The organism is Bacillus sp. ISL-77, from assembly GCF_018613105.1.
This window is the reverse complement of the sequence record NZ_JAGGQY010000051.1, coordinates 202,481-224,359: the sequence shown is the minus strand read 5'-3', so window position 1 is coordinate 224,359 and position 21,879 is coordinate 202,481. Positions and strand designations below refer to the sequence as shown.

23 protein-coding genes are annotated in these 21,879 nt (G+C 39.5%); 22 read left to right on the top strand and 1 reads right to left on the bottom strand.

Annotated features, from left to right (window positions below):
* Positions 1–2: 2 nt before the first annotated feature.
* The 20 genes from J7E77_RS21690 to J7E77_RS21595 all read left to right on the top strand — a co-directional run bounded on the left by J7E77_RS21690 (position 3) and on the right by J7E77_RS21595 (position 19,343).
* Complete coding sequence (locus tag J7E77_RS21690; RefSeq protein WP_214716940.1) at positions 3–686, top strand: HNH endonuclease signature motif containing protein; 684 nt, start codon at positions 3–5, stop codon at positions 684–686.
* A 181-nt stretch (positions 687–867) separates the two neighbouring features.
* Positions 868–1,194 (top strand): hypothetical protein, encoded by a 327-nt coding sequence (locus tag J7E77_RS21685; RefSeq protein WP_214716939.1) that lies wholly within the window; start codon positions 868–870, stop codon positions 1,192–1,194.
* 89 nt (positions 1,195–1,283) lie between these two features.
* Positions 1,284–2,909 (top strand): terminase large subunit, encoded by a 1,626-nt coding sequence (locus J7E77_RS21680; protein WP_214716938.1) that lies wholly within the window; start codon positions 1,284–1,286, stop codon positions 2,907–2,909.
* A gap of 4 nt (positions 2,910–2,913) precedes the next feature.
* Positions 2,914–4,155, top strand: a complete 1,242-nt coding sequence (locus J7E77_RS21675; protein ID WP_214716937.1) for a phage portal protein — start codon at positions 2,914–2,916, stop codon at positions 4,153–4,155.
* A 2-nt stretch (positions 4,156–4,157) separates the two neighbouring features.
* Complete coding sequence (locus J7E77_RS21670) at positions 4,158–4,808, top strand: HK97 family phage prohead protease (protein WP_214716936.1); 651 nt, start codon at positions 4,158–4,160, stop codon at positions 4,806–4,808.
* Between the two features lies 1 nt (position 4,809).
* Positions 4,810–6,108, top strand: a complete 1,299-nt coding sequence (locus J7E77_RS21665; protein WP_214716935.1) for a phage major capsid protein — start codon at positions 4,810–4,812, stop codon at positions 6,106–6,108.
* Positions 6,109–6,170: 62 nt separating this feature from the next.
* Positions 6,171–6,377 (top strand): hypothetical protein, encoded by a 207-nt coding sequence (locus tag J7E77_RS21660; protein WP_214716934.1) that lies wholly within the window; start codon positions 6,171–6,173, stop codon positions 6,375–6,377.
* A complete protein-coding gene (locus J7E77_RS21655; RefSeq protein WP_214716933.1) occupies positions 6,374–6,655 on the top strand; it encodes a hypothetical protein in 282 nt (93 codons plus the stop codon). The genes J7E77_RS21660 and J7E77_RS21655 overlap by 4 nt, the downstream gene beginning before the upstream one ends.
* Positions 6,656–6,961, top strand: coding sequence for a phage head closure protein (locus J7E77_RS21650; RefSeq protein WP_214716932.1), 306 nt, complete (start codon positions 6,656–6,658; stop codon positions 6,959–6,961).
* A gap of 13 nt (positions 6,962–6,974) precedes the next feature.
* On the top strand, positions 6,975–7,361 hold the full coding sequence (locus tag J7E77_RS21645) for an HK97-gp10 family putative phage morphogenesis protein (RefSeq protein ID WP_214716931.1): 387 nt from the start codon (positions 6,975–6,977) through the stop codon (positions 7,359–7,361).
* Positions 7,358–7,681: a hypothetical protein gene (locus J7E77_RS21640; RefSeq protein WP_214716930.1), complete on the top strand. Its 324-nt coding sequence runs from the start codon at positions 7,358–7,360 to the stop codon at positions 7,679–7,681. Before J7E77_RS21645 ends, J7E77_RS21640 begins: the two co-directional genes overlap by 4 nt.
* A gap of 13 nt (positions 7,682–7,694) precedes the next feature.
* Positions 7,695–8,021 carry a hypothetical protein gene (locus J7E77_RS21635; protein ID WP_214716929.1) on the top strand — a complete coding sequence of 109 codons (327 nt, stop codon included), beginning with the start codon at positions 7,695–7,697 and terminating at the stop codon, positions 8,019–8,021.
* Positions 8,022–8,047: 26 nt separating this feature from the next.
* Complete coding sequence (locus J7E77_RS21630; RefSeq protein WP_214716928.1) at positions 8,048–8,590, top strand: major tail protein; 543 nt, start codon at positions 8,048–8,050, stop codon at positions 8,588–8,590.
* A gap of 50 nt (positions 8,591–8,640) precedes the next feature.
* Entirely contained in the window at positions 8,641–8,934 is a 294-nt protein-coding gene (gene gpG / locus J7E77_RS21625) for a phage tail assembly chaperone G (protein ID WP_214716927.1), read from the top strand.
* Between the two features lie 188 nt (positions 8,935–9,122).
* The gene (locus J7E77_RS21620; protein WP_214716926.1) at positions 9,123–12,863 is read left to right on the top strand and encodes a phage tail tape measure protein; all 3,741 of its coding nucleotides are present in this window, start codon (positions 9,123–9,125) and stop codon (positions 12,861–12,863) included.
* Positions 12,860–14,527, top strand: a complete 1,668-nt coding sequence (locus J7E77_RS21615) for a distal tail protein Dit (protein WP_214716925.1) — start codon at positions 12,860–12,862, stop codon at positions 14,525–14,527. Before J7E77_RS21620 ends, J7E77_RS21615 begins: the two co-directional genes overlap by 4 nt.
* Before the next feature lie 11 nt (positions 14,528–14,538).
* Positions 14,539–15,792: a phage tail spike protein gene (locus J7E77_RS21610; protein ID WP_214716924.1), complete on the top strand. Its 1,254-nt coding sequence runs from the start codon at positions 14,539–14,541 to the stop codon at positions 15,790–15,792.
* Between the two features lie 2 nt (positions 15,793–15,794).
* Complete coding sequence (locus tag J7E77_RS21605) at positions 15,795–16,286, top strand: hypothetical protein (RefSeq protein WP_214716923.1); 492 nt, start codon at positions 15,795–15,797, stop codon at positions 16,284–16,286.
* 13 nt (positions 16,287–16,299) lie between these two features.
* Positions 16,300–16,494, top strand: coding sequence for a hypothetical protein (locus tag J7E77_RS21600; protein WP_214716922.1), 195 nt, complete (start codon positions 16,300–16,302; stop codon positions 16,492–16,494).
* 47 nt (positions 16,495–16,541) lie between these two features.
* A complete protein-coding gene (locus J7E77_RS21595) occupies positions 16,542–19,343 on the top strand; it encodes a BppU family phage baseplate upper protein (RefSeq protein WP_374102994.1) in 2,802 nt (933 codons plus the stop codon).
* 104 nt (positions 19,344–19,447) lie between these two features.
* Here J7E77_RS21595 and J7E77_RS21590 read toward each other — a convergent pair whose 3' ends face one another.
* Complete coding sequence (locus J7E77_RS21590; protein WP_214716920.1) at positions 19,448–20,491, bottom strand: acyltransferase family protein; 1,044 nt, start codon at positions 20,489–20,491, stop codon at positions 19,448–19,450.
* 291 nt (positions 20,492–20,782) lie between these two features.
* Between J7E77_RS21590 and J7E77_RS21585 the strand changes: the two genes are divergently transcribed.
* The gene (locus J7E77_RS21585; protein WP_214716919.1) at positions 20,783–21,223 is read left to right on the top strand and encodes a hypothetical protein; all 441 of its coding nucleotides are present in this window, start codon (positions 20,783–20,785) and stop codon (positions 21,221–21,223) included.
* On the top strand, positions 21,213–21,623 hold the full coding sequence (locus tag J7E77_RS21580) for a hypothetical protein (RefSeq protein WP_214716918.1): 411 nt from the start codon (positions 21,213–21,215) through the stop codon (positions 21,621–21,623). The genes J7E77_RS21585 and J7E77_RS21580 overlap by 11 nt, the downstream gene beginning before the upstream one ends.
* Positions 21,624–21,879: the final 256 nt, after the last annotated feature.

Sequence of the window (21,879 nt, the reverse complement as noted above, 5' to 3'; positions counted from 1 at the left end):
TCATGGCAAAGTATGCGGTACTTAAATCTTTCTATGCTTCAGAGAAGTGGGTAAGCTTTAGGCTGGCACTGATCAATGAACGAGGCACGAAATGTTCTAGATGTGGAGAACGAGTCGCAAGATCAAGAGACCTTATTGGTCACCATAAGATAGAGCTAACTCCTGAGAATGTCCATGATTACACGATCAGTTTGAATCCTGACAAAGTGGATCTGATCTGCTTCAACTGCCATAACAAAGAGCATAATCGTTTTGGGCAAAGAGCGGCTAAGCAAGTCTATCTGGTGTATGGACCACCGATGTCAGGGAAGACGAGCTATGTCCGAGAGAACATAAGTCGAGGGGATATCGTTGTGGATATGGACAGACTCTATGAAGCTGTTACTATGCTGCCTAGTTACGATAAGCCAGACCAATTGTTTAGTAATGTCATAGGGATTCATAACCTATTGATTGATAACATTAAGACTCGTTATGGTAAGTGGACGAATGCCTGGGTAATTGGTGGCTATGCTGACAAGTACAAGCGTGAGAAGCTGGCCAATGACTTAGGAGCAGAGATCATCTTCTGTGATATAAGCAAAGAGGAATGCCTAAGGCGGTTGAGTCTTGACCAGGACAGGAGATACAGACAGGATGAGTGGCGAGGATACATCGACAAATGGTTTGAACAATACACGAAATAACTATAGATCTTGTCGAATCGAATTGTGTGAGAAATTTAAACAATTTATGAATTGTGTTAACAGCAAACACAATTAACCCCTCCCCCATCAAAAAAAGTTTAAAAGCTTTAGAAGAACCGTGGAAAAAGCCCTTCCGTGGTACATTCCTTAAATTTTGAAATTCGATGGGGGTTTTTGAGATATGTTGAAAAGTGAACTTTATCGACAAGAATTGTCGAAATTGATTGAGATTTTTAAGGATGTCGAGGATTCGAAGCGGAAGCTCGTCGAGGGGCTGCTGGAGGATGCCGCATTCTTAAAAGCTGAAAACGACATTCTAAAACAAACCATTTCAAAAACAGGGATGGTAAAGATCCACCCGGAATTTCCCGAGCTGCAGAAGCCGACGGAAGCGGGGAAACAGTACCTTAAGAATATAAATAGCTATTCTGTTGTCATTAAGACGCTGAATGGGGTACTAAATAAAAACATAATCGAAGAAGAAGATGATCTGAGTGATTTTGAATGATACAAAATGTCTTGCCACACTCCTTTCTGCTGGAGTACATCAACAAATGCAAATCAGGTGAAATAATAATAGGTCAAGAGCTCATGCAAATGCTGGACGTCTTGCTCACTCATTTTGAAGATCCCGATATAAAAATAGATTTTGAGGATGCCAATAAAAGAATCACTTTTATCGAAACCAAATGCAAACATTTTGAAGCACCCTTCGCCGGGAAACCATTTCGTTTAGAGTTGTTTCAAAAGGCGTTCATTGAAGCAACCTATATTTTCAAAATTTTTGATGACGAGATTGGTCGCTGGGTTAGGTTATACCAGGACGTCCTATTCTTAGTCGCCAGGAAAAATGGAAAGACTCCACTTATCTCAGCAGAATGCCTTGCTGAGTTTTTTTGTGGGGAAATGGGAACGAGAATTCTGTGCGCAAGCAATGATTATGAACAAGCGGATTTGATGTTCCAGGCCATTAATTCCATGAGAGAGGAAAGTAAGTCTCTCGTAAACGTAACCCGAAGTAATATTAAGGGCATTTTCTTCGGCAACCCTAAAAAGCCAAAGAAAACGGGGAAGTTTAGTTATAAAAATAAAGGCCAAATCAAAAAGATTTCAGCAAAGACCGGCGCCAAGGAAGGAAAAAATATTAAAGTTGGCGCTGTCGATGAAGTCCACGAATTGAAAGATAACACTTCAGTAATGCCAATCCGGCAAGCTGTATCCACACAGGATGAACCGTTATATATCGAACTGACGACAGAAGGCGTGGTCAATGATGGGTATTTAGACGGGCGATTAAAAGAAGCAAGGCAAGTATTAAACGGTGAATTAGAAAGGCCGCGCTGGTTAATTTGGATGTATACGCAGGATAACGAGCAAGAGGTTTGGCAGGATGAAAGTTCCTGGGTTAAATCCAATCCCGGGCTGGGTGTAATAAAAAAACGAAGTTTTCTTCGAAAAATGATTGATGAAGCCAAAACAAGTAAGGCCATGCGAGTCTTTGTTATGTCCAAGGATTTTAATATCAAGCAAAATAATGCTACCGCTTGGTTGACTCCCGAGGATATCAAAAATGAAGAAGCTTTGAACATCGAAGATTTCAGGAATTCTTTTGCTATCGGATCGGTCGACTTATCTAAATCAGGCGACTTAGCGAGTGCAAGGGCGATCATAATGAAATCAGGCAGCCAAAAAAAATATATGCTTCAGAAATATTTTATTCCGGAATCCAAATTGCTCGATTTGAATAAAGAGGATAAAGCCATGTTCGAGGGATGGATTCGACAAGGTCTTATTGAGGTGTCCCCAGGAAACGAGAACGATTTTAGTCTTGTGACAGCTTGGTTCGTAAATCTATATAAAGATTATGGAATTCGAGTGTACAAGGTAGGCTACGATAAATGGTCTGCTGTTTATTGGGCAAAGGAAATGGACAGTTTTGGTTTTGATTGCGTAAGGGTCCCTCAGGAGTGGGGAAGCATGTCAGAACCGATGAAATTAGTTGAAGCTGATTTGAAGAGTAACCTTATAAACTACGGCAATAATCCCATCGATAAGTGGTGTCTCGAAAACACGGCATTAAACATGAATTCAAAAATGGAAATCATGCCGACCAAGGTTCAGGGTAAAGAAGACAAGAAAATCGATGGTGCTGTTACGATGATTATTGGTTATAAGATTTATATAGACAACAGAACAGAATTTCTTTCACTTGTTGGGAGGTGATGACTTGGCGCTAAAGGACGTGCTAAAAAACATATTCACCAAAGATAACCGAAACATGCAATATGCAAAACTCCTTGATGGGTTCGCGCCGATATTTAGCCAGTTCGGAAGGGATATATACGCATCAGATGTGGTCCAAACGTGTATCGATATTATAGCGACGGAGTGTAGTAAACTCCAGCCTAAACATATCAGAACTGATAATACAGGGATGATGAAGAATGTTAACGGCGGATTGAATCGGCTTTTTAAATTCGCTCCGAATGAGCTTATGACGACAAAGGATTTTATCGAAAAGATTGTTTGGCTGCTCTTAATGAATTATAACGCTTTTATCTACCCGACTTATGATGTGGTGACGAGTAAAGGGGTAGTGAGTAAGGTTTATACGGGTTTCTATCCAATCAATCCGATTCAAGTCGATTTCTTGCAAGATGAATCCGGTACTCTTTTTGCCAAGTTTTTATTTGCTAATGGGCAAGATTACACTTTACCCTATTCGGATATTATCCATTTACGGAAAAAGTTTTCTGTAAATGAAATCATGGGCGGCGGAATAAACGGGCAGCCAGATAACACAGCTATTTTAAAAGTGTTAGAGATTAATGATACGGTTTTACAAGGATTGGGCAAAGCCATTCAAACGAGTTTATCCATCAGAGGTATTATCAAAATAAATACCATGCTTGATGACGCAAAACAACAAGCAGAGCGGAAACGGTTCGAAGAGTCATTGAAAAGTAATGAATCGGGCATAGTGACCCTCGACTTAAAAAACGATTATAAGGACTTAAAAGTAGATCCAAAAATAATAGACAAAGATACAATGCAGTTTTTGCAGGACAAAATATTAAACTATTACGGTGTTTCTGTTCCGATTCTAAGAGGGGATTTTAATGACGAACAGTATCAAGCGTTTTATGAAAAAACGTTAGAACCGATTATTATCTCGCTTGGCCAGGCATTTAGTAAAACGATATTTAGTACGCGTGAATTAGACGTGGGGAACGAAATTGTGTTTTATCCTCAAATGCTTTTATTCACAAATACTAAAAATAAAATCGCTGTCGCTGATATTCTTGGGAATCGAGGAGCTTTGACCAATAATGAATTGTTACAACTGTTTGGTTACCCTCCATATGATGGCGGGGATGTCAGGAACATGAGTTTGAATTTTATCGACGTCAGCCTGGCCAATGAGTACCAGATGAAGAGAGCAGACAGAAAAAGATCGGAGGGGACTTAGAAATGGGTAAGAAAAACAAATTACCACTCAAGGAAGAGCCAGTCATTCGCAGTTTTGGAATAGCTGATTTAAGAGCTGCTGATGATGAAAATGTTATTGAAGGACATCCTGCAGTATATGATCAGAAAACACTCATTGGGGGGTATTTCAACGAGATTATAGAGAGAGGTGCTTTCGACGGCTGTAATTTTGATGATGTCCTGTTTTGTGTAAACCATGATTTGAGAAAAATTCCACTTGCCAGGAGTCGTAGAAATAATGGCAGCTCCACAATGCAACTGGCAACTGACGAAAAAGGGCTCCACATTAAAGCGAGTCTTGATGTGGAAGGAAATACAGAAGCAAAAAGCCTTTATAGTGCAGTAAAAAGAGGTGACATCGATGGGATGTCATTTATTTTTTACGTGCAAGAAGAGAGATGGGTGGACCTTGATAAAGAAATCCCCACTCGGTACATTTCAAGAATCAAACAAGTACGAGAAGTAAGTGCTGTCACGTTCCCTGCTTATTCAGGGACTGATATAAATGCCCGTGATCAAGCCACATTGGATAATGCGGCAAGAGCATTGGAGAATGCTCGATCAGAGTTGGATAACTCTAAAAACGAGGTAGAAGCTTTAAGATTAAAAATAAAAAACAAAGGACTGATATAGCATGAATAAAAAGAAATTGTTAGCTTTATTAGGTAAAAAAGAAGCACGTAAAGCCGAGTTAATTAAAAAATCGGATGCATCAGAGGATGTTGCGGAATTACGTTCTATCGGTGGGGAATTAGACACGTTAAACGGAGAAATTGCTGAACTTAGAAGCATTACTGACGCAATGCCTGATGAGCCAACAGAAGCAGGCACTCCACCAGTAATTGAAGGGGCAGGAGAACTACGTAGCACTCCTGTGGGCCAGTTAAACGTCTTAGGAACATATGGGGTAGGACAAGCCCAAGCACCAACTGGAGAACAAAGAGAGGCTGACCTTACAGTTAAATTCGAATCGCGCGGCGCAGATTTAAAAGCAAAGAAAGCTGTAACGTTTGAAATCGAAGAAATTCCAGAGCTTCGTGCTGTGACTATTGGTGGAGGTACGCTAGTAGTTGAAAAGAAATACAGCAATACCCTTAACCCTAAATTTAGCCAAGTATCCTCTTTGGTCGACGTAGTAAATGCCGTTCCTTTACTTGGCGGAGAAAGCTATACAAAAGGTTTTGAGGTCTCATCTGGTGAAGGGGATTACACCACGGAGTCTGGGGACTATAAAGAAGCGGAACCAGTATTCGACTATGTCACAATCGGTAAAGCTAAAATCACTGCTTATGCTGAGATGACAGACGAGTCTATGAAGCTACCAAACGTAGATTACCAAGCAATGGTGGCTAAAAATATTGGAGAAGCTATTAGAAAGAAACTCACAAAACAGATCATTGTCGGGGCAGGCGGCGCAAACGCTGTTACTGGAATCTTCAATGCTCCTGCTAACGTATTGCCTACGTCTTCTGATTTATCCATCTCTGCTATTGATGCTGATACTCTAGATAAAATTGTACTAGGTTATGGCGGAGACGAAGAAGTTGAGGGCGGCGGATACTTGATCTTAAATAAAAAAGATTTAGCTGCCTTTGCTGCTGTTCGAAGCACTACGGGCGAAAAGCTTTACAAGATTAAAAAGAATGGGAACACAGGAACGATCTCATCTGATGATAGCTTTGAAGTGCCTTTCATTATTAACAGCGCTTGTGCACCTTTATCATCAGATGCTACTGTCGCTAATACGTATTGCATGGCTTACGGGATGATTCATTGCTATGAGATGCCAGTGTTCTCTCCTGTTACTGTAGAAGAGTCACGTGACTTTAAATTTAAGACTGGCCAGATTGCTTATCGCGGGGCTGTTTGGGCAGGCGGTAACGTAACGATGTATAAAGGATTTACTCGTGTTAAGAAAGTAGCAGCAGTTTAAGTAAAACTTTGAAAAGGCCTATGACTCTATAGGCCTTTTTCTTATGAATAGGAGGTGCGCAAATGGCTAAGAAAAAAATTAAACATGAAGAAGTGGTAGAACTAGCTGAGAAAAACGACACTGTATTTTTCAAAGCGAAACGCCCCTTAACGGAGGACGAACATAAGTTACTTTCTGACTGGATTAGATACGAAGCAGAACAGGTAGATCTTAAAATTGTCCTTGTTCCTTTTTCAGTGGATGTTGAAGTGGACGGGGAAACGTTATGAGGGACGACGAGGTATTAGAAGAGTGCAAAATAGGATTAAGTATATCCCTTGATAACCTAGCATTCGACAGAGTGCTTTCTCAAAAAATATTGGCCGTTAAATCCTTTATGCGTAATGCTGGGGTCTCTGAGGCTAAAATGAATGAGGATGACCTGGCGCTCGGAGTCATTGTTATGGGAGTAGCTGATTTATGGCAGACAGGCGGAGGCGAAGTGAAATTTTCCTCGGCTTTTCAAACAATCGTCAACCAACTCACCTATGACGACGAGGAGGTTTAAATGAGATTTGATACCACGATTGACCTGCTGGAATTAGAGGAAACGACAGGTGACAATGGTTTCCCTCAAACATCGGTAAAAAGCAGGAAAACAGTCTATGCCAAAAGGGGAAGCATTAGAAGTAGTGAGTTTTACTTAGCTGCTCAAAGCGGTTTTTCTCTCGAGCTCATGTTTGTAGTTTTTACCTTGGAATATGCGTCCCAAAAATATATAGAATACCAGACCAAAAGATACAAGATCATTAGAACATATGAAAAAGAAAAGTACACAGAATTAATATGCCAGGCTTATCAAGAAAGCCCGTAAGGATGTGATATACATGGGCGTCAAATTAGAAGGATTAGAAATGCTGATGAGGCATATTGCTGAAATAGGAAAAAACGCAAGTGAACAAACTGTAGAAAAAGCGGTAAAAGCCGGCGGAGAACTTCTGATGAGAAAAGTGGAAGAAAGCGCTCCTGCCCCTGGATCACAGCATCCTTACGCAACAGGTAATCTAAAAGAAAATATTATTGTGTCCGATTATAAAAATGGGGAAGTCAATGTAGGACCTGACCAACAGGGGACTGCTTTTTATGGGCACATGCTTGAATTTGGGACCGTAAATATGGATGCTAAGCCATTCATGGGGCCGGCATTAGAAAACAACAAAGCTGAATTGGAAGCCAAAATGGTAGAGGTGCTTAAAAGGGAGCTAGGATTATGAGCATAAACTCCATAATCATTAACGCATTAAAAACTCTCGGTGTACCGGTTTCTTTTCAAAATTATAAGGGTTCTGCTACAACCTACATTCGTTTCTTTGAGTATAACCAAAATGGCGCCCTTCACGGGGACGATCAAGAACTAAAATCAGCTCACTTCATACAGGTTGATATTTTTAGTAAGGGTGATTACACCGAACTCACTAACCAGGTAAAGCAAAAATTAAAAGAAATCGGTTTTATTAGAACCATGGAAACTGAGATGTATGAGAGAGACACTGATTTTTTTCATAAGGTGATTCGTTTTAATTTTGTTCAATAGGGAGGTTAAATAAATGGCCGATATAAACGTACAAAGTATTTCGCAAGCAGGGATAACACCATCATTCGTTGCTGCAAGTGGTGCAGGAGACGCCTTTCGTAATGATGGAAAAAGCTTTCTTCATATCAAGAATGGCGGCGGTTCCTCCATAACTGTAACAATCGATTCTGTTGAAAAGTGTAATCAAGGTTTTGATCACGATTTAACAGCAACAATTACTGCAGGTCAAGACCGTATTTTAGGCCCATTCGAAGCTAAGAGATTTAATGACACAGATGGAAAATTAAAAGTTAGCTATTCTGCGGTAACAACGGTTACTGTTGCAGCTTTTCGGTTATAGATTTGTCTAATAAAGGAGGATTTTAAATGGGATATCCAATAGGTTTAAGAGATTTATATTTTGCTAAAATGACAGCAGAAGGCGTATATGCGGTACCAGTAAAGCTTAGTGAAGCAGTAACGGCTAACGTTACACCTAACTATACCATTACCACTCTATATGGCGATGACAGAGCAGTTGCAGTCGCTACAGCACTAGGTGATATTGATATTTCAATCAATACGACTGACATAAAACAAACAGAGTATGATTTGCTAATGGGCACTACAAAAAATGCTGAAGGTGTTATTGTCGACACGATTAATGATGTTGCACCATATGGAGCTTTGCTTTTTAGATTGCCGTTTGACGACGGTGGTTACAGATACTACTGTTATTACAAAGGTAAATTTCAACCACCAGCTACTACAAGTAATACAAAAGGAAGCGGAGTTGAATTCCAAACTCCAACTATAGCGGGTAAATTTGTTGCGCTTGATGATGGGAAATGGAGAGCTCATCACGACTCACCAGCTGTACTTTCAGCAGTTGCTACAAATTGGTTTACATCTGTGTATGAACCAGCCTAGGAGACGGAGATTTTTCCGTCTCTTTTTTGTAATTTCAAGGAGGAAATGATATGCGGAAATTAACATTGTTGATTGATGGCGAAGAAAAAACATTTACGATTCCGTTTGTGACAGGGATGGTCTGGAGAAAGTGGATTGAGTTGAGAGCGAAAGTTGATACCAACAACCTTAATCCGCAGGAAGTAGATCAGCTTGCAGAATTAGTTATCTATGCCTTTGGGAATCGATTTACATTAGAAGAATATTATGCAGGTTTGCCGCACGATAAAGTCATGCTAACTTTTGATAATTTATTTTCCCCGTCTGATCAAGAAGATAGTACGGAGGGAAACGGAAAAAAGTAACATACCAGCAAGCCCATGAGATTAATAAGGAGTTATATAAAATCCTTGTTAGTAAAGGGTTATCTCCTGCACAGATAGACGAATCAGATATCTTTTATTTGTTTGAATTGTATTTTGAAAAAGAAGAGAAAAAACAAAAAACAATTGTTTATGCTAATCAAGTTCCATGGTTATAGGGGGTGAAATGATTGGCAGAAGTAGGAGCATTACGAATCACGGTTGGCCTGAATGCTGCAGGGGTTACAACAGGTATAAAAACGCTAAACCAAAGCCTCACGGCTCTTAACTCGGAATATAAAGCTGTTTCTGTGGGGTCCGCTAAATATGATAATAGTTTAGAAACCCTCAAAACACGTCAGGATATATTAAACCGTTCAATGGCAACGCACCGGACTAAAATTGAAGAGCTTCGCCAGAAATACGAGGAAAGTAAAGCAACAAAGGGTGAGGATGCTGCTGTAACTTTACGTTTAGCATCGGCATATAACAATGCAATCGCGGCTATGAAAAACACAGAGCAACGATTAAACGGTATTAATCAGAAAATCGAAGAGCAGTCCACTGGCTTTAACCAACTTGAAAAAGATATAAATTCCAGTGTAGACAGTATAGATCGTCAAATGCGTGTACTTGAAAGCGGATATTCAGCTTCAGCTGCAGGATCTACCAATTTAGGAAATTCTGTCGAAGCATTACAGCAAAAGGAACAGCATTTATCTCAGACTTTAAGTTTGCAACAGCAACGTGTTGCTGAATTAAATCAGCTCTATTCAGAGTCGGTCCGCTTAAAAGGAGCAGACGCGGCTCAAACACAAGAAATACAGATTAGACTAAACCGCGCTAATCAGGCAATGCGGGAGACAGAGGGACAATTAGTATTAACAACTTCCCAAGTTCAAGAACAATCTAACTTCTGGTATCAATTAGCCGAAAGTGTTACGGCAAGCGGTGAAAGCCTACAGGGTATTGGGGAGAAAATGCAACAGTCTGGAGCAGAGATTACCCAAAGTTTTGGTGCTGCATTTATATCCGTGAGTGCAGCGTTAGGTCTTTCCACTCAAACCGCGATGGATTTCGAGGCACAAATGTCTCGAGTAGGTGCAATTGCTGGAGCTACTGACGAGGAACTGCAAGGTCTTAAAGAATCGGCGCTAGCATTAGGGGCGAGCTCCTCAAAATCGGCGACTGAAATCGCGCAAGGACAAGAAGCATTGGCGGCATTAGGTTTCACAGCGAATGATATCATCGGTGCTATGCCAGGCGTTATATCTGCAGCTGAAGCGTCAGGATCCGATATGGCACAAACAGCAGAAGTCATGGCTTCAACGTTGAATATTTTTGGTATGGAAGCAAGTAAAGCAACTAAGGTTGCTGACTTATTAGCTAAGACAGCCAACATTTCAGCTGCAGATTTAACCGATATGCAATACGCTTTGAAATATGCTGGGCCCCCAGCGGCTGCGCTTGGAATCAGTTTAGAAGAGCTAGCAGGTTCTATCGGGATTATGACTAATGCGGGGATGGGTGGAGAACAAGCAGGAACTACTCTAAGAGCGGCACTTCTTGGGTTACTAGACCCATCTGAAGAAAATTCCAAGCGGATGGAAAAAATGGGCATTGCGGTGACAGATGCAAAGGGTAATTTTGTAGGGCTGTCCAACTTGGTTAAAAATCTTTCTAATTCCATGAAAGGGCAAACGGATACACAAAAAGCCGCTACCCTCGCAGCATTAGTTGGTACAGAAGCTGTATCAGGCATGCTCTCTTTAATGTCAGCAGGGCCTAAAGAAATTAATAAAATGACTCAAGCTCTTAAAAATAGTGGCGGCGCATCAGCAGAAGCAGCCGGAAAGATGAAAGACAACTTAAAGGGTGCCCTCGATGAGTTATCGGGATCCTTTGAAACTATGAAAATAGGTATCGGAACAGCCTTAGCGCCTACGTTTCGAGAATTAGCGGGAGACATTCAAAAAGTAACAGAGTGGTTTAACAACCTGTCGCCAGAAATGAAAGAAACGATTGCAAAGGCAGCTTTAACGGTTGCGGGATTTACCGGTTTAGCAACAGCAGTAGGAGCTGTTATTACGATTGCAGGATCTGCGGTGTCTACTATTGGAACGGTGGCAACCTCATTAGGTACTGCTGCAGGAGCAGCCACATTTTTAACAGGTCCAATAGGATTAGTTGCGGGCGGTTTGGCCATAGCCACAACAGCGGTAGTTGGATATAGCGCCGCTTCAAAAAAAGCTAAAGATGTAAATCTTGACCACGCAAAGTCATTAATTGATCAACAGCAATCACTCGAACCACTAATCGAAAAATACGACGACCTACGCGATAAAAATGGATTGTCCAACTATGAGTTGCTCCGTTTCATGGATATTCAAAAGGAATTGGAGACAGCTAAATCAGCCGAAGAAATCAAAAAACTGAAAGAAGAAGCTGAAAAATTAAGGGAGAAATCCGGTCTCACCAACGATGAAATGTCCGAAATGCTACGCCTTAATGATAAGTTAATTGAAAAAGTGCCTGAAGCAGGGCAGGTATTTTCTGATCAAGGCAATAAAATCTTAAAAAACGCGGACGACTTAAATGCCGCTAATAATAAGCTTCGTGAAAATATTCAATTAGAATTAGAATTACAGAAAACAAAAGCAGAAGCTAAGTTGGATGATAATATCCGTAATCAGATTGAAGCGATTGGCGAATTAAATGACATGGTAAGGGACCTTAATAATGCGAAAATTGAAGCCGCAGCTAAAGAATATCAGCTAGAGCAATTAAAAAAACAACAGCAAGATGCTTATGCCGCTGGGCAAAAAGATATTGCTGATAACATGGCATTCGACATCCAAAATCTTGAGCAAGAGCTAAAGATACAAAATGACAATGTTGGAGCTGTTGCAACTGAGGTACAAGAAAAGCAAAAATCCGTTGAAAAAACCACTGAGCAAATTAGTAAGACTCAATCCCTGTATGATGAAATGATTAATCTCCAACTTGCGCAAGCAGGTATTAATGAAAAAGGGTCAGTAGGAATAGCTCACTTAGACCAAGCCATTAATAAAACAATGAATAGAAAATTTGAGCTCCTTCGTATACAAGATGCACAAGGCGGTTTAAATTCTAAACAACAAGAAGAATTAGACAAACTAGATACAGCTCTTGGCAAGTACAAAACAGCAAAAAGCTCAATTGGTGAAATTCAATCCGAACAAGAACAAGTCAACAAAAAAATAGATGCAGGAACAAGCAAAGCCGGAGCTATGTCAGAAGTCCTTTCAGCATCAGAAGTAAAGAATATTAAATTCAGCGGTGACGGATACACTGAGGCAAAAATCATTAGCAACGAAGCTGGCGCAGATGTAAAAAAAGAGATTTCTGTTACTGATTACGGTAAAACCCACTCCATTCACACAGAAGCGGAGAAAAACGCAACAAAGAAGGTAACCATAAAAGCGTTGTGGTCGGGTGCAAAAGCCGCCTTGCATTATATTGGGGTACCAGGTTTTGCAAGTGGAACAAAAAATGCGCCTGGCGGACTTTCGCTGGTCGGTGAAGAAGGACCTGAATTAGTTTATTTGCCAAAGGCTTCAAAGGTAATTCCAAATGGAGATACAGAAGCGATTTTAAAAAATTGGAACATCCCTATGCTAGCAAGAGGCGGCGTTACTTTAAGTCCAGGAATGGCAATGGTGGGGGAAAAAGGCAGAGAATTATTGGATTTGCGAGGAGCTAGTACAGCTCCCTTACCTAGCGGTGGAGGGACCAACCTAGAGTCTTTAGTCCAAGCAATTGAAAAATTAGCCGGTCGGGACTTCGTTGTCCAAATGGATGGACGTGAATTTATTCGAGCAAGAGCGAGTGACATATACGACGCCATAGAAACTATAGGGATAATAAAAAATAGAGCGGGGGGAGTGCAATGAGGACGATTAACTATGCGGGTTTTGATTTAAGCCAATACTTTTTTATAAAAAACATCAAAAGAAGCATACTCCCTCCGCGCGAAATCTCTTTATTAAGTGTCCCGGCACGTCACGGAAGTTACTTCACCGGCGCACGCTATGGCGTACGGAAAATTGATATCGAACTTTCCGTATTAGCTAATACACCTACTCTGTATATGGAAACCTTGCGGTTTTTAGCCTTTTGTTTGGATATAGAGGAACCATCTGAATTAATCATATCGGATGAATCAGATAAATTTTATTATGCTATCTTATCTGGGGAAACGGAAATGACTAATGAATTGATAACGGTTGGTAGAGGCACACTTACCTTCATCTGTCCCGATCCGTTTGCCTATAGCACTGAAGTAAAAACAATTGAACCAAGTGCGAATATGTTTCTATTTCATAATAAAGGGACGACTAAGACGTTTCCTAAATTCAACGTTAATTTTCAAAACGATGCGACTTTTGTTTCGTTCACAAGTCCTGACGGAATTATCCTCATTGGAAATCCGAACGACCCCGACCAAATCGTGCTGCCAAAAACGCAATACATCTTAAACGATTTGATGACGAGCACGAGCGGATGGGCAAATGCTGGTGCGGGACTCGATAGCGGAAGATTAAGTGCAGGCTCGTTCATCTCTGTAAACGATGGCATACAAGCGTCGAGTTACGGCACCGGAACAGCAGGAGCGAAGACGTGGCATGGTCCGGCTATTCGAAAGGACTTATCGCAATTAGTCCAGGACTTTGAAGTAAAAGCAAGAATTGATTTTACCTCTGAGGACGGGACATCGAAACTAGACGGTGATAGGACGGGACGACTCGAAATTTATCTCTTTAACCAGTCGGGCGGTAAAATTGGGAAAATGGTTATGCGTGATTCATATACCCAATACGAATTTAACATTCCTGAAATCTTCATTGGTAATACAACGTTTCTGGAGAGTGAACCGAAAGCCCCAGCGGGCAAAAAGGTCACGCAAAGAAAATATACCACGCATACGGTGAAAAAAGGGGAAACCTGGGCAAGTATCGCTAAACAGCATGATATGAGTCCGGAAATATTGGCGGCAAATAATCGAATGCGGACCACAGACGCGTTAAAAGTGGGTAAAAAGTTAACCGTGTATGACGGCACCAAGTCAAAAATGGTCTACCCTACGCACGTCGGCACTTATAACGATTTTTACGGCGAGTTTGTTCTTTCTCGAGTCGGCGATAAATGGTATGCGGAAGTTTCCCGTGTGGTTAATAATAAGAAAAAAAATACGATTAAAAAGACGTTTTATGATAAAGACGGTACATTTACTACATCGGCTCTTTCATATGTCGTTATTCATTACGCACAATACGACACGACTCCCGTTGTTCAAAGAATGCGTGTCACGGACTTAAAGGTTCTGAAGCATAACACGGATACGGTTATCGATGTGCCGGCTATTTTCCAGTCGGGCGACGAGCTCGAAGTGGACTTAGCGGACAGTAGCGTGTGGCTAAACGGAGAATCTTTATTACAAGAAGTGGACGTTGCTAGCACATTTTTCCCTGTCTCTGAAGGCATCACACAAGTGAAGGTCAATACGGACGACACAGAGGCTACTTTTACCGCTGAATTTACGGAAAGATATTTGTAGGAGGTGCGGACGTGATATTTTTCCTTGATCGTCATGAAAAAGTACAAGCCATCTTCACCAACAACGGCAGCCCTGAATCCTGTCCGTACTATGATGACCTTTTGAAAGAAGACCTGGATACAGGGACATCGTCGTATGAATTTCGCATTCCGTCCAACCACCCTAACGCAAATGAGGTAGTAGAGGGCGGTTTTATTGTCAGAAAAAACCTAGATGGTGAACTTGTTATGTTTACGGTGATGCGAATCGAGGATGCGCACTCGTTTACGAGTGATAAATATATTTACGCTGAAAACGCAGGATTAGAGTTATTGAATGATATTTTCCGTCCCATTACCCACATGTCGAAAAACGTCAATCAAATTCTTGACATTGTCCTGGCTGATACGAGATGGGTGCGCGGAGACACAGAGTACTTCGGGGTTGACAACTTTTATTTCGAAGACTATCAAACCGTTTTATCAGCCTTGCAGTACGTATCCGATAGATTTAATGGCGAGTTAAGTTTTCGTGTAAAAATGCAAAACGGCGAAATTGTTGGACGATATGTCGACCTTGTGCCGAAAAGAGGAACGGATACTAAAAAGCGGTTTACTTATAACAAGGATATCAGCTCTATCCGTCGGAAAGTCGATATGTCCGATCTAGTCACGGCTTTGATCGGAGTGGGCAAGGCAGACGCAAAAGGTCTTATCACGACGTTTAAGAGCATATCGAAAAGTACCCCGTACCTAAAGCCGTTGAATCAAGATTGGGTGGGCGATTCTACCGCACAACAAAGGTATGGAATCAAGGGTAAGCATTTATTTGGGGTGTTTCAGTATGACACGACAGATCCTAATACTCTCCTAGATAAAACGTGGTCCGCATTGCAACAACGGAAGACTCCTAAGATTTCGTATGAGTTAGATGTTGCCTTGCTTGAAAGATTGACAGGTGCGGAACATGAAAAAACGCGACTTGGAGACTCCTTGTATGCGATAGACGAGTCATTTTCACCAGCACTGTATTTAGATGCACGTGTAAGATATTTGGAAACGTGCTTTAGCGACCCTTCGCGCGATAAGTGTACGCTTGGTAACTTTAAGATAGCGAAGAGCAATATCACCAAAGATATGAGAGCGCTGCAGTCGAAGCTCCTGTATAAAGAAGCGCAGTGGGACGATGTGAACGAACAAATATTCAAAGGTACTCAACCGCCACAACTTGTTAATACTACATGGGCGGATGAAGATTTAAACCAAACTTGGGAAAGTGAGGTGTAAAGATGGGTTCACCTACACCTAATTTACTTTTAAAACAATGGCAAGCAACCGACACAAAGTTACAAACATGGAATGAGTACAATGAAAATCTAAATGTACTAGACACCGAGATTGCTACAATTAAAGAATACGCACAAGACGTGTTGTGGACAGGCGCGGGGTATCCTCCAGGGCCACCAGCGTCCGCACTTGTCCCCACAAAGAAACTTTCCGAGTGCCGGAATGGCTGGATTATTTGCTGGTCTGACTATGATCCCGGTGTAGGAAGTAATGACTATGATTTTGTTACACAAGTCATCCCGAAATGGTACGGAACTGCTATGAATGGGAAATCACACCTATTTACGATTCCTATTGCTCTTTCAGATACCACGTACACGTTAACAAACAAACGGTTATATATTTATGACGATAAAGTTGTAGGGCACGACGATAACGTTTCGGCTACTACCGGCACAAATGATGCCGTAATTCGTGTCATCCTAGAATGGTAATGGCGGTGATGTGATGAGTACCTGGGAAGATGATTTATATACCAATGTCTTATGGTTGGATATTTCCGATCCAGCTGGCAGTGTTTTAAAAAAGTTTAATGCAGCCTTAAACGAATGGGTCCCAACAAGTGGAGCGTATTCGACAGCTGAAACGGATACAAAACTCGCCGCTTTAGAAGAACGATTGGCAGCATTAGAAAACGCGTAAAGAACCACTCATTGAGAAGGTTCTTTTTTTATTTTTAGGAAAGACAGGTGGTAAAATTGGCAAAAGAAAAAATATATAATGTCTTGCTAGATACGATGGCTTCTGTCCAAAATCCATCCTTTTCGATTAATACGAATGACTTAAAGACAGTAAAGCTTAGTATTTTAATTAATCAAGATGGTGAGCCTCTTGACCTAACGGGCGCCACTGTTCGATTAGCGATTAAAAAACCAGACAGAACCACTGTTCTTCAAGACGCAACGATAGTAGATCCATTAGACGGCACTTGTGAAATTATCTTGAATACGCAGGCGTATGTGGTTAGAGGTGATTATGAGGCAGAGGTTATGGTTTATTACGGAACCGACACAGTGGCGGTTACGAGTAATTTTAGGTATACAGCTAAAAAAGGGATTTTAAGCGATGACACAGTGGAGAGCACGAATGAATGGCAATCCATCACGCAAGCCATCGCAGACACGCAGGCGATACTAGACGATTTGCAAACAAACGGTACCGGAGTAGACGCCCAAGCTAGGGCAGACATTGCAACTCATACGACGCAGTTGGCGGAAAAAGCGTCTATAACTTACGTAGACGATGAAATAACCAAAAAGGCGAATGGAGCACCAAAAGGTGTCTATACGACAGTATCAGCTTTACAAACTGCTTTCCCAACTGGGGATACAAACAATTATTTAGTAACAGGCAATGTAGCAGAAGTAGCCAGTTTAAATATTACCTCAGCACCTACATCGGCAGGAAACGTTACTGTTACACTAAACGGAGTAGCAACAAATATTTCTGTTACCGCAGGTGTTGCAGAAGTTGCCAGTTTAACGATTTCTGCCATACCAACAACAGCAGGAAATGTTACAGTTACACTTAATGGAGTAGCAACAACTATTGCAGTTGACCCTACTACAGATACCACGACAGATTTGGTTGCAACTAAAATTCGCAATACAACATTTACTGGATGGACTACGGGTGGTACAGGTTCGACAATTACATTTACAGCAACAAGTGTTGGAGTAAAAACTGATGCAACTTATTCTGTGGGTAGCACAGGTGCGACAGGTACTATGTCCACAACTACTCAGGGTGTTGACGCAGATACCACTACTTCCGTTGCAACGAAAATCAGAGGTACAACTTTTAGTGGATGGACAACTGGAGGTACTGGAACAACCGTTACATTTACTGCTACAACGACTGGAAGTAAAACGGATTCTACTTATTCTGCAGGAACAACTGGTGCAACGGGTGCGATGAGTACTACTACTCAAGGCATTGACCCTGACGGGAAATGGTATTACTGGAATGGGTTAGCATGGACAGCTGGGGGAACTTATCAAAGTACAGGAATAGCAGATGGTGGCGTTGTTATGACCAACCTAAGCGATAGAATTGTAAATAGTATGTCAAACATGTTGAAGGCATTTGATTTGACACTTGGAACTATTAACGGAAGTACGGGTCAAGATGGTACCACCCAAAGTAATACACGTTTAAAATCTGGTTATATTAAGGTGAAAACAGGGGATGTTTTAAAATATATACTACCTTCCAACCCTCCAAGTGGACTTAACCTTAGTATTTACTTGATGGATTCAACAAAAACATTAACATCTACACTGAATTACGCAGTAAGCAAGGATTATACTTTCACAAGTGATGGATATTGTCGACTTTATTTTGCCGCTGGAACCACAGATTTAACGAATTATAAAGATAGTTTTTTAAATGCTGTTACGATTAATAACATTGATTTTAATAACTATTTGGTTAATTTGGGATATAAATTTAATGCAAATGATTATTTTAAATCAGGAAAGAACTTATTTAATAAGGCTATTGTTTATACAGGTTTCTTAAATAGTAATGGAACTATCAATACAGACGGTACAACTTATTACACATCTGATTTTATCCCTATCAAGGCGAATCAAAGTTATATAGGTAAAATGTTGAGAAAATTAGCTATATATGATAGTAGTAAAAATGTAATTCAGTTCATTGATAATAACCCTAGTTCGGATTACACATTTACACCTACAGCAGACGGTTTTATCCGTATATCCTTTAGCAATAGTTACTTAGACTCTATGCAAATAGAAAAAGGTTCAACCCTTACAACATATGAAGCATTCTATTATGATGTTATTTACCCCAATTCTAATTCTACAAGTAATCCTGTAGATACCGCTAATAATCCTTTGTATGGTGAAATCTTATTAAATATAGGGGATAGTATAGCAAGAGGGGCTTATAATGGTGATGTTGGTTATGCTGATTTAATTGCAACTAATAATAGTATGAATGTTTATAACTATGCTATAAGTGGGGCAACTATTGGGGATTATACAGCGACTGACCCAACAAGGTCGTGTGTACAAAAACAAATATCTGATTTTATTGCACAACATCCTACTGTTATCCCTGAATATATTTTACTAGAGGGATACGCCAACGATATTAACTTATTGCCATTAGGTTCAAAAACAAGCGGTTATACTGACACGTGGGATAAAACAACTTTTTGTGGTGGGTTGGAAACTATTCTAAATACACTTAAAACTACGTTTATGGCATCGAAATTGATTTTTGTTTGTGTTCACAATATGAGTTCAAGGGATGCCACAACACAAAAAACATTTCACGATGCTGCTGTAGATATCTGTAAAAAATGGAGTGTACCGGTTGTCGATCTATATAGCGAAGGTGGTCTGAATACATGGATTACCAACATGAAAACAACTTATACAGACACAGGAACACATCCTACAGGTGAAGCTTATAATCTATTCTATGTACCGCCTATTGAAGCGAAAATGAAAAGCTTATAATACACATTTGGTCTATATTGGGATACCGATTGTAGTAGTTACTAAAGTTGTCTTAGGAACAATTGGTGAATTAATATAAAAAGGGAGGTTTTACCTCCCATAAATTATGCTGATATTTTCACTTTAGTCTTAGTTAACATGGTTTTAGAAAAATCACCTAAGAATAAAGCTTTTGTAATAGTAAATCGCTCTAAAAATAATACATTAACTAATACAGGTATTGAAACTCCAATTATTAAAAATAAAAACCATCCATAATTTCCAATTATTTTTTCAAGTTCGATGTTAATAGGAAAATGTAAATACATGATGGGTAATGAGGTAATTCCTAAATTCGCTAAAAACTTTGTTTTAGGAACTTTTGATAACCAGAAGCTAATAATACAAATGGACATAGTCATAACAGTTGGAATTAGTAAATCAAGGATTATATGGGTATATTGATGGTATTTCATATCCAAACTGTAATAATAAAAACCATTGTAATCAGCTAATATGAGCACAATTGAAAACATATTAACCAAAATTCCATTATGTGCTTTAAAAAGTATTTTTATATTGAAGTTTTTATTTAAATAAAAACCAATAGCAAAATATACTATTGCTATTAGGAATACATCTATGTTCCAAGGAACTGGTAAATGAAGCTTAGGTAAAAGTTTTATTTCTAAGTGAGCCAAAATGTAAAATATTCCAATAATGAAAAGTTGAGTTTTTGTTGATTTAAAGAAATAAGTAACTAATGCAAATAAAACTTGCGTTACTAACAAACAAGTAATAAACCAAAAAACAGCAAAAGCGCCTGAAAGGATTTGACCTCCATATGCTAATCGGAAGATACCTTTCATGAAGTCTAAAATGCTAAATTTAGCTGTTACGATATTTTTTAGATTAAGACCAATCAATATTACTAAACCAAAAGACATGTAAGGAACGATTAATTGAATGATTCGTTTTTTTATCCATTTTAAAAGTTCACTCTTGTTTTTGAGTGTTTTGAAGGTATGTCCACTCAGAATGAAAAATAAAGGCATGTGGAACCAAAAAAAGTAATGGTGAGCAAACTCGTTTCCAGAATGACCAATAACAACCAGAATAATACCTAAACCTTTTGCAATGTCAATCCATGTTTCTCTTTTTTTAGACATTCTACCTAGTCCTTTCGATTTATTGTACAGGTGATAGTTTACCAAACTCGGGGGGTGTTTGCCTATAAAAACATTACTTATTATATCGGGTCTTATGTCTCGATTGGAAGAAAGTGCGTCTTAACTGAGGCTGGTGAAAGCTAGTCTTTTTTTGTTTGCAAAAAAGATGTAAAATTGAGGAAAAGAAAAAGAACCTACATAAGGGCTGCTACCCTGTAGGTTCTTGATATAATAGGTGATTTGCTTATCCCTATTATATCAAATTTTAATTTAATATAGTAGGAGGATATTATGTCAATTGAAGTTAGTTATGTAGTTTTTTCCTTAGATGCGTATAACAAGGTGGGCATTGATTCATTGTTAGGTTATGTTATAGAATCTCCTCAGCCGAACATAGCACCAGTCAATGTGCCAGGACCTTTCACTTTTATAGTCAACATTATGTTGATTGGCTTAGAGGAAAATGAAGGATGTAGTTTAAGATTTATCATTGGTAAAGAAAATGAATTAGTAATTGATACAGGTGAAATGGTAGTTCCAGCGGGTCAAAATATAGAAGATAATCATATCCCAAAAGAGTTAAAACCTCGTTTTATTAACTTTAAATTATATGATGTTCCTTTTCAATCAGAGGGGGAACACACATATAATGTAATAATTAACGGAGATGTAAAAAAGATAGGTAAATTTGGCGTATTCCAGATACCAAGAGGTGATATAAATGGTCAATAGAGAAAATGTAGTATTATTGTCCAATTTAACTGGTTCTGGATCTGCTAATAGACCTAATCCGAGCACAAATAGAAATGTTGAAACAAATACTGACGAAAGGGTGTCAAGAATGAATGAGAATGAACAAGTCACCCAAAGGGATCTTAACCATTTAGAAGAAAAAACAAATTTGAAATTAGAAAACCTTAAAACCGAAATAAAGGGCGAGATTACTAATTTAAATACAAGCATTGATGGAAAGTTTAACACTCTCGAACAGAAAATGGAAAGAATGTTTCTTCAGCAAAAAATAGATATTTCTACTGAAAGAAAAGAAAATATTAAGTGGATAGTCGGAACTGGTTTAGCCATTGTAGGTACAATAGCTGCTATTTTGGCTTTATTTCCAAGTTTCAGATGATGGACACGATTTCTTAGTAAGACCATCTAGAGGAGATCCGGAAGAAGCGCTCATGATTATGAGCGCTTTTGTCGTATTAAATTGAAAACTATACCCTACTATCGGAATAGAGACGCTCCAATTATAATAATAGCTATTATGAAAAACACAACGTTAGTAATTGAATTAGGATCTTTTTGTCGGTTTTTCATGGTTTTCACCTCCAATCTATTTGAACTAGTAATATTATATTAGGGAAATGTTAATTTGAATGGGA